Here is a 7,841-nt window from a genome sequence, read left to right as displayed (position 1 = left end):
ATGACAGGGACTCGAAGCTGACCAAGACCTACCTGACGTCGGAAACCGGCAAGGTCTACACCATGCGGGCCCATGCGAGCGGCAAGCTGGACTGACCGAACTCGACGACAGGCAACAAAAAACGCGGCCCCCGAGGCCGCGTTTTTTGTTTGGCCTGCGTTCACCATCCCTCAGCCCGGCGAGGCGCCGCTCGACTCGCCCGCCACTTCCCGGCGCGGCAACCTGCTGCCGCTGACCCAGCGCACAATGTCGACCATGACGACGGACAGCGCCTGATCGAGCGCGCGGGCGGCGTTGGCCGCATCCACCGAGGCTGCCGGCACGTGGGCGCGGAAGATGCGCGCATTCACGATCCGGCCCGAGCTGTCGTTGACGATCTTCACTGACATCTCGACGATGGCTTCATTGGCGGGCGTCGTGATCTCGAAGCTCCGAAGTTCCGAGATAAGCTGCACGTCTGCGACAGCGCCGCTGCTCGGCCGGGTGACGGCGCGCAGCTGCGAGGCGTTCTCGAAGGTGTTGATGAGGCGGGTCTGGATCAGGCGGGGTAGGTTGTCCGACCATTGCCCGGCCCCGAGAAACGAAATCGCACCGGTCGCGTCCTTGACGAGGATCTGCTGCGTCGAGAGCGATTGGAGCGCCGAAGGCTCGTTGACGGAGATCTGCAGGCCGGCCGATCCGCCGATCCGCGCGGTGGGGGCGGAGAGGTCATAGGTGGTGGGAGCAGCCGACGAGCACGCCGCCGCGAGCGCACCGAGGACCAGCACGGAGGTCACCCTGCCGAGGGATTGGAGCCTGTTCGATTTCGAGGAAAGCACTGGTGACCCACATATTGTTGGAGCTTCAAGCGGCCCTGCCGGACTAAAACGCCTCCGGCAGGAATCCACTCCCGACCATTAACTTGAGCATACCCCGGAAAGTTCAGTCAATCGCAGGGATGTCGATGAAATTGGCGCAGGTTCGGCTTCGACCTGTTGGGTTTAGGCCGTCTCTGCGCTAGCGGCGTCCGTTATATTCAGGGATGCCGGGCTTGCCCCCGAAGATGAATTGCTGGGGATTTCGCTCGATGCTTCGCACCGCGCGGCTGATGTCGTTGAGGGCCTTGCGCCCCTCGACGGCCAGCGCTTCATATTCCCGCAAGCCCGAATCCGTGAACTTGCCCACGCCTGTCAGGATGCTGGCTGTCCGCGCATTCAGGTTGTCGGCGAGCACGCGGACCGATTCCGCCGCCGCCTTGATCTGCTCGAAGGCGCCCTGCCCCTCCTCGCCCGAAGCGGAGCCGAGGAACTTCTCGGCGCCCGCCAGCACGGCGTCGATCTTGTCGGCCGATTTGTTGAGCTTCTCGGTGATCGACCGAGCCTCGGTGATCGCCTTGTCGACGTCCGGGCTGCGCTCCCGCAGGGTCTGGCTGAACACCTCCGCGTTGTCGACGACCCGGCCGACCTTGGTGGAATCGACCGCCTTGGCGAGGTTGTTGATTTCCGTCAGGGCCGAGTCGAGTTTCGGCGCGGCGTCGTTCAGGCGACCCACGAGGGTGGCGGCGTCGGCCAGCGCCTTGCTGATGTCGTTCCGGCTGTCGCTGAGGCTGGTGGTGAAATCGTCGACGTTCTGGACAATGCGCGCCACCCGCTCGCGATCGACCGAGCGCACCACTTCGTCGAGATTGGCCGCGAGGGTCTCGAGCTTCTCGGYCAGCGGCCCGACCTTCTCGGCCGCCTGACCGATGGAGGCGAGGAAGCTGTCGATGCCATCCGCGTTTTCGCCCAGGGCCTGCGAGAATTTCTCGACGTTCTGCACGGTGCGGTTGATCGCCGCCTCGTTGTCGGTGATGACCCGGCTGACCCGTTCCATGACGTCGTCGGCCCGCCGGGCGATGTTCCGGGCGGATTCGATCAGGTCCTGGAAGTCCGACCGGTCCGCGAAGATGGTGGGCAGGGGCTGGCCGGGCCCCGCGACCAGCGGCGGGGCTCCCGGCTCGCCGCCGGTGAGGGCGATCGCCGCCACGCCCGTAAGGCCTTGGTACTCAAGCCGCGCGCGGGTATCGGCCCGGATCGGGGTGGTGCCCTCGACCTGAATGATGGCGACGACCCGACGCGGGTCCTCGGGAAGGAGGCTGATTTCCGTGACCTCGCCGACCCGAAGGCCGTTGAAGGACGCGATCGATCCCTTCGACAGGCCCGACACGGACCCGGCAAAGACCACCCGAACGGATTGCCGCGCTTGGCCCCGGTCACCGCCCGAGAACCAGTATACGAAGCCGAAAGCGGCGGCGATCACCGCAAGGGTGAACAAACCGATCAGGGCATAATTCGCACGCGTTTCCATCGTTGACCTTAAGCCTCGGGCGCCATGACGGCGCGGGCTCTTTTTCCGTGAAAATAGGCGCGGAGCCAAGGATGATCCGATGCGAGCATCGTCTCGATCGTCCCCTCCGCCAGGATCTTGCCGTCACCCAGGGCGGCGATCCTGTCGCAGACCGTGTGTAGACTGTCGAGATCATGCGTTACCATGAATACCGTCAGGCCTAAAGTCCGCTGTAGAGTCGCAATCAGTTCGTCGAATTCCCCCGCCCCGATGGGGTCGAGGCCCGAAGTCGGCTCGTCGAGGAAGAGGATGTCGGGATCGAGGGACAGCGCCCGGGCGAGCGCGGCGCGTTTGATCATGCCGCCCGACAATTCCGACGGAAGCTTGTCCGCGGCATCGGGATTGAGCCCCACCATCTCGATCTTCAGCATGGCCAACTCGTCGAGCAGGCGATCCGACAGGTCCAGGAACTCCCGCATCGGCACTTGGACGTTCTGCCTGACCGTCAGCGCCGAGAACAGGGCTCCTTGCTGGAACAGCACGCCCCAGCGACGCTCCAGAAGCCGGCGCTCCGACGGTGACAATTCATCGAGATTCTGGCCCAGGACCTCGATGGTGCCGGCCCGCTTGGGAACCAGACCCAGGATCGCCCGGGTGAGGACCGACTTGCCCTGGCCGGACGCACCCACGAAGCCCAGAATCTCGCCGCGATAGACGTCGAGGTTGAGACCTTTGAGGATGGTCTTTTCCCCGAATCCGACCTCGATGTCGCGCACGCTGATGACGATTTCGCGATCTTTGTCGGGAACGGTATGGCGCCTGTCCAGCATCTCAGAACCTGATCGCTGCGAAGAACATGGCAAACAAGCCGTCGAGGACGATGACCATGAAGATGGCCTTCACCACCGACGAGGTGACGTGCCGGCCGAGCGATTCCGCCGAGCCTTCGACCGCCATGCCCTCGAGCGTGGCGATGATGCCGATCACGAGGGCCATGAAGGGCGCCTTGATGAGCCCCACGAAAAACGTATTGAGATCGACCGCCGCCTTCAGCCGCGACAGGAATACGTCCGGGCTGACGTCGCCGTAGAACCACGCCGTGATGCCGCCGCCCAGAAGCGCGGCGATCGACGAAATGAAGGTCAGAAGGGGRAGCCCGATCAGGAGCGCCATGATGCGCGGCACGATCAGGACCTCGATCGGATCGAGCCCCATCACCCGCAGGGCGTCGATCTCCTCGCGCATCTTCATGGACCCGATCTCGGCCGTGAACGCCGAGCCGGAGCGGCCCGCCACCATGATCGACGTGAGAAGAACCGCGAGTTCGCGCAACACCAGAATGCCGATCAAATCGACCACGAAGGGGGTGGCGCCGAAGCGGATGAGCTGAAAGATGCCCTGCTGGGCGATGATGCAGCCGACCAGAAACGAGATCAGGACGATGATCGGCACGCCCTTATAGGCGATCTGCTCGAGCTGGTTGACCACCGCCGCGCCCCGAAACCGGCTCGGATTGAGAGTGATCCGCGCGATTCCGGCGATCAGCTCCCCGAGGAAGGCGACGCCGCCGACGAGGTCGCGACCTGCCTCGTGGACGGTTCGCCCGACATCGACGAGAAAGTCGACGAAGCGCGAATGCTTGACCGGCTTCGTTTCCTGGAAACCCCGGTAGGCCACTTCATCCAGCAAGATCTGCTGTTCGGGGTCCGCATTGGCGAAATCCGCCGACAGATCCCGTTGCCCCAGTTCATGGCGGGTGCGGTCCAGAACCCATGCGCCGAGCGTGTCGAGCCTGTGGACGTTGGCGAGATCGAGGATGAAGTGGTGCGTATCGGGTTCGGCCGTAATTTCGTCCGCGAGGCGCTCGATGATCGCCGCGTGCTCGGCCGTCCAGTACCCGGCAAGCTTCGCCGTGACCCGGTCGCCCGACCGTTCGATTTCGACCTCCGGCTCTTGAGCCAATCCGCGCTGCGGCACGATCATCCTTCCGGCACAGATTCTGCCATCGATTCCGCTTGGTGATAGCGTGTTGCTGCGCCACAAGTCGAGCCGCGTTTCAGCAACAGGGGCGAGAGAATGCGTCTACTCACCGTCAGCATCGAGCGGTTTCCCATCGCCGGCACCTTTACCATCGCGCGAGGGTCCCGGACCGAAGCCGTCGTGGTGATGGCGAGGATCTCCGAGAATGACGCGACAGGCCGGGGCGAATGCGTGCCCTATTCCCGATATGGCGAAACCGTCGAGGGCGTCGCCGATGCGATCGAGGTCCTGAGAAGCCGGATCGAGTCCGGCCTGACGCGCGAGGCGCTTCAATCGGTGATGCCTGCTGGAGCGGCCCGCAACGCGGTCGATTGCGCGCTTTGGGATCTCGACGCCAAGCGTTCGGGCATCCGCGCCCATGTGACCGCCGGCGTGGATCGCTGGCCTCCCGCCACAACCGCCTACACCATCAGCCTGGGCACCCCGGAGGGGATGGCCGACGCGGCGGCGAAAGCGGCGGACCGCCCCATCCTGAAGGTCAAGTTCGGTGGAGAGGGCGGCGATCTCGAACGCATCGCGGCGGTTCGCCGCGCGGCGCCCGCCGCGACGCTGATCGCGGACGCCAACGAGGGCTGGACCGAGCAGAATCTCGCCGAGCACCTGGCGGCCTGCGCGGATGCCGGGTTTTCGTTGATCGAGCAGCCCTTGCCGGCGACCAATGACGGTTTTCTGGCGACGATCCCCCGCCCGGTGCCGATCTGCGCCGACGAGAGCGTCCATGATCGCGCGAGCCTCAAGCGCCTCGTCGGGCTCTACGATGCGATCAACATCAAGCTCGACAAGACCGGCGGCTTGACGGAGGCCCTCGAACTCGCCGACGCGGCGCAGTCGCTCGGCTTTTCGCTGATGATCGGCTGCATGGTCGGCACGTCGCTGGCGATGGCTCCCGCCATGGTGCTGGCGCCCCGTGCCCGTTTCGTCGATCTCGACGGGCCTCTCTTGCTGGCGCAGGATCGTTCCCCCGCGCTGGTCTATGACGGCAGCATCGTCTACCCGCCTCAGCCCGCCCTGTGGGGCTGATTTTTCAGCTTTCTCGCGGCCACCATGGTGAGGATGAGACCCGCGGCGCCCAAGGGCGCCATGGCGGCGAAGACCAGCGCGCCCGATTCCCGGTAGATCATTCCGCTCGCGATCGTCGCCGAAGCCGTGGTGAGGGCGGCGAGGGAGCCGTAGATCCCCTGCGCCCGACCTCTCGCGCCAGCGGGCGCCAGTGCCGTCAGGGCCGCCATCGCGCCCAGATGCGAGGCCCCGAAAGTCAGGGCGTGCATGGATTGCAGGACAAAGGTGGTGGCCATCTCGGGCTGAAGCGACATGATGGTGAACCGGATCACCGAGGCGGCGGAACCGATGACGAGCAATCCGAGACCCGAACCGCGCCCCACCGCCCGGCCGAGCAGCATGAACACGCCGATCTCGGCAATCACGCCGGCCGCCCAAAAATAACCAATGATGGCATCCGGCACCCCTTCGGATTGCCAATAGATGCTCGCGAAGGCATTGAGCGCCCCATGGCTCCCTTGGGTCAGCGCAGCCGCGATCATGACGATCCACAGGACATTGGGAAGGCTGGTCGCGGCGGGCCGCTCGTTTGCCACCGGCGCGGGAATGTCCGACATCCCCGGCGGAATGGCCGCGAGCGTTGCCGAGATGCCGAGGACAGGGATGATGGTCAGCGCCAGCGGAATGACGCTCGCCCCGAAGGCGCCCACGAGATAGCCGCCCACGATATTGGCGAGGAAGAACGAGATGGACCCAAAACCGCGCAGACGGCCATAATCCAGGCCGGGATGGCGCTGCACCGCCGTGGTGGTCACAAGATCGTTCCCTGGGATAACGGCCGCCTGCGCAAAGGACACGAGCCCCACCAGGGCGATGATCGCGACGCTGTCCTGCGCCAGCAGCAGTAGCGGAAACCCGACCATCTGCCCACAATGGCTGAAGACCAGCAGCCGACGCGCGCCGCACGACCTGTCGGCGAGGCTCAAGAGCGGCGCGGTCGCGACGACCCGCACGATGATGGGGATCGCCACCACCAGACCGATCAGCGCCGGATCGAGGCCCTTGCTCTGAAGCCAGAGGGGAAAGAACGGCAGGTAGAAGCCGTGTCCGAAAAAACTCGCGGCCTGGAGGGCGGAGAGACGAAGGGCGAGAGCTTTGGGACGAGACATCGTCAAAAGAGCCTGGTGAAGACGTCCGAGCCGCCAAAATCGTGGCCTGGGCCGCGAAAGGGCGTTGATAACGCAACGGAAGGTGTTGAGCTGTTGCGGGCTTTCGACACAGTGGTGACAGAGAGCGGGACACCTCCCGGATCGACGGACCAGCCGTGTTATCCGGGACATGCTCCGGGAATCAGGAGTCTTGTGGCGATGACGCCCACCATGACCGATGAGGAGACGTTCGTCACGGAGCGGGATCGCGATTTTTCCGATTCGGATTTCGCCGCCATCGAAGCGGCTGTGATGGAGACTTCGCGGGGCCGATGGTTCCTGCGCGAATTTGCCCGCCGCAACCGCCACGCCGACACCGAAACGGTCCTGACCGCCATCGCGCGTTTACAGGACGACACCCTGCCCGGTCGCGCCGTGCGGGTGATGGACCACCTGCACGACAGCCTGAGGAGCGTCGCGACGAGCCTCGCCGAGACGAAGCGCGAGGTCGCCCTGTTGCCGCCGGCAGACCGAATCGGCCTTGAGCCCTTGCATCCGGACGTCCCGCTGAGCCAAGCGGACGCGGCCGGGATGCAACGCATCGCTGCCATCCTCAAAAACCTGCGCCGGCTGGAATCGCGACTTCAGGCAATGATCGCCGTTTGCGACCCTGAGCCCCCGGGAGACGAACCTACACAGCCGACAGAGACGATACCGGCCCACCCTTCGTTTCTGATGTAAAGGCCGCTCCATCGCAGGCAGCCTGGATATTGGCGAAGAACTGGCGCGCGCTTTCCGCCCAGGTAAAGGATTCGCCATAAAGACGGCAACGCTCCCGAGGAATTTCCAACGCTGCGAGGGCCGCCTGGCGAAGATCGTTGCTGAGGATTCCGCAACCCGACGATCCCACCACATCCGCGGGCCCAGTCACCGGAAACGCCGCGATGGGAAGGCCTGAAGCCAGCGCTTCGAGAAGCACGATGCCGAACGTATCGGTGAGGCTCGGAAACACGAACACGTCCGCGCCCGCGTAGATCCGCGCCAGCGCCTCGCCGGATTGGACGCCAAGGAATCGCGCTTCAGGGTATCTCTGTTCGAGAATGGCGCGCGCGGGCCCCTCGCCCACCACAAGCTTACTGCCCGGCAGGTCGAGGCTGAGAAATGCCTCGATATTTTTCTCCACCGCGACGCGGCCGACGAACAGGAACACGGGCCGTGACGCGTCGATGCGCCGCTCGGGACTGGGCCGGAAAAGCGCCGTGTCGACGCCACGGGTCCAGCGCATGATATTGTTGAAGCCACGGGATGCGAGCTCGGTTTCCATGGATGGCGTGCTCACCATCACGGCGC

At 64.9% G+C, this 7,841-nt stretch carries 8 protein-coding genes; 2 read left to right on the top strand and 6 right to left on the bottom strand.

The features are described 5' to 3' along the window. Window positions 1-170: 170 nt before the first annotated feature. The 4 genes from AC1DVM_RS21895 to AC1DVM_RS21880 all read right to left on the bottom strand — a co-directional run bounded on the left by AC1DVM_RS21895 (window position 171) and on the right by AC1DVM_RS21880 (window position 4,281). Window positions 171-767, bottom strand: coding sequence for an ABC-type transport auxiliary lipoprotein family protein (locus tag AC1DVM_RS21895; RefSeq protein ID WP_477258042.1), 597 nt, complete (start codon window positions 765-767; stop codon window positions 171-173). 229 nt (window positions 768-996) lie between these two features. After that, window positions 997-2,325 (bottom strand): MlaD family protein, encoded by a 1,329-nt coding sequence (locus AC1DVM_RS21890; RefSeq protein WP_477258040.1) that lies wholly within the window; start codon window positions 2,323-2,325, stop codon window positions 997-999. A gap of 8 nt (window positions 2,326-2,333) precedes the next feature. Next, entirely contained in the window at window positions 2,334-3,134 is an 801-nt protein-coding gene (locus AC1DVM_RS21885) for an ABC transporter ATP-binding protein (protein WP_477258038.1), read from the bottom strand. A gap of 1 nt (window position 3,135) precedes the next feature. Next, a complete protein-coding gene (locus AC1DVM_RS21880; protein ID WP_477258036.1) occupies window positions 3,136-4,281 on the bottom strand; it encodes an ABC transporter permease in 1,146 nt (381 codons plus the stop codon). A gap of 99 nt (window positions 4,282-4,380) precedes the next feature. Between AC1DVM_RS21880 and dgcA the strand changes: the two genes are divergently transcribed. Further along, a complete protein-coding gene (dgcA, locus tag AC1DVM_RS21875) occupies window positions 4,381-5,364 on the top strand; it encodes an N-acetyl-D-Glu racemase DgcA (RefSeq protein ID WP_477258034.1) in 984 nt (327 codons plus the stop codon). On the opposite strand, the gene AC1DVM_RS21870 is transcribed toward dgcA, so the two are convergent. Next, on the bottom strand, window positions 5,343-6,512 hold the full coding sequence (locus AC1DVM_RS21870; protein ID WP_477258032.1) for an MFS transporter: 1,170 nt from the start codon (window positions 6,510-6,512) through the stop codon (window positions 5,343-5,345). The two genes, dgcA and AC1DVM_RS21870, sit on opposite strands and share 22 nt — an antisense overlap. 198 nt (window positions 6,513-6,710) lie before the next feature. On the opposite strand from AC1DVM_RS21870, the gene AC1DVM_RS21865 reads away from it, so the two are divergent. After that, complete coding sequence (locus AC1DVM_RS21865; protein ID WP_477258031.1) at window positions 6,711-7,232, top strand: hypothetical protein; 522 nt, start codon at window positions 6,711-6,713, stop codon at window positions 7,230-7,232. On the opposite strand, the gene AC1DVM_RS21860 is transcribed toward AC1DVM_RS21865, so the two are convergent. Then, window positions 7,183-7,841, bottom strand: a 659-nt coding sequence (locus AC1DVM_RS21860; protein WP_477258029.1) for a glycosyltransferase, incomplete at its 5' end; no start/stop codon positions are given. The two genes, AC1DVM_RS21865 and AC1DVM_RS21860, sit on opposite strands and share 50 nt — an antisense overlap.

This window comes from Microvirga sp. P4_A5 (genome assembly GCF_056402495.1).
The sequence above is the reverse complement of the archived record's forward strand: the minus strand, read 5'-3'. Positions and strand labels throughout refer to the sequence as shown.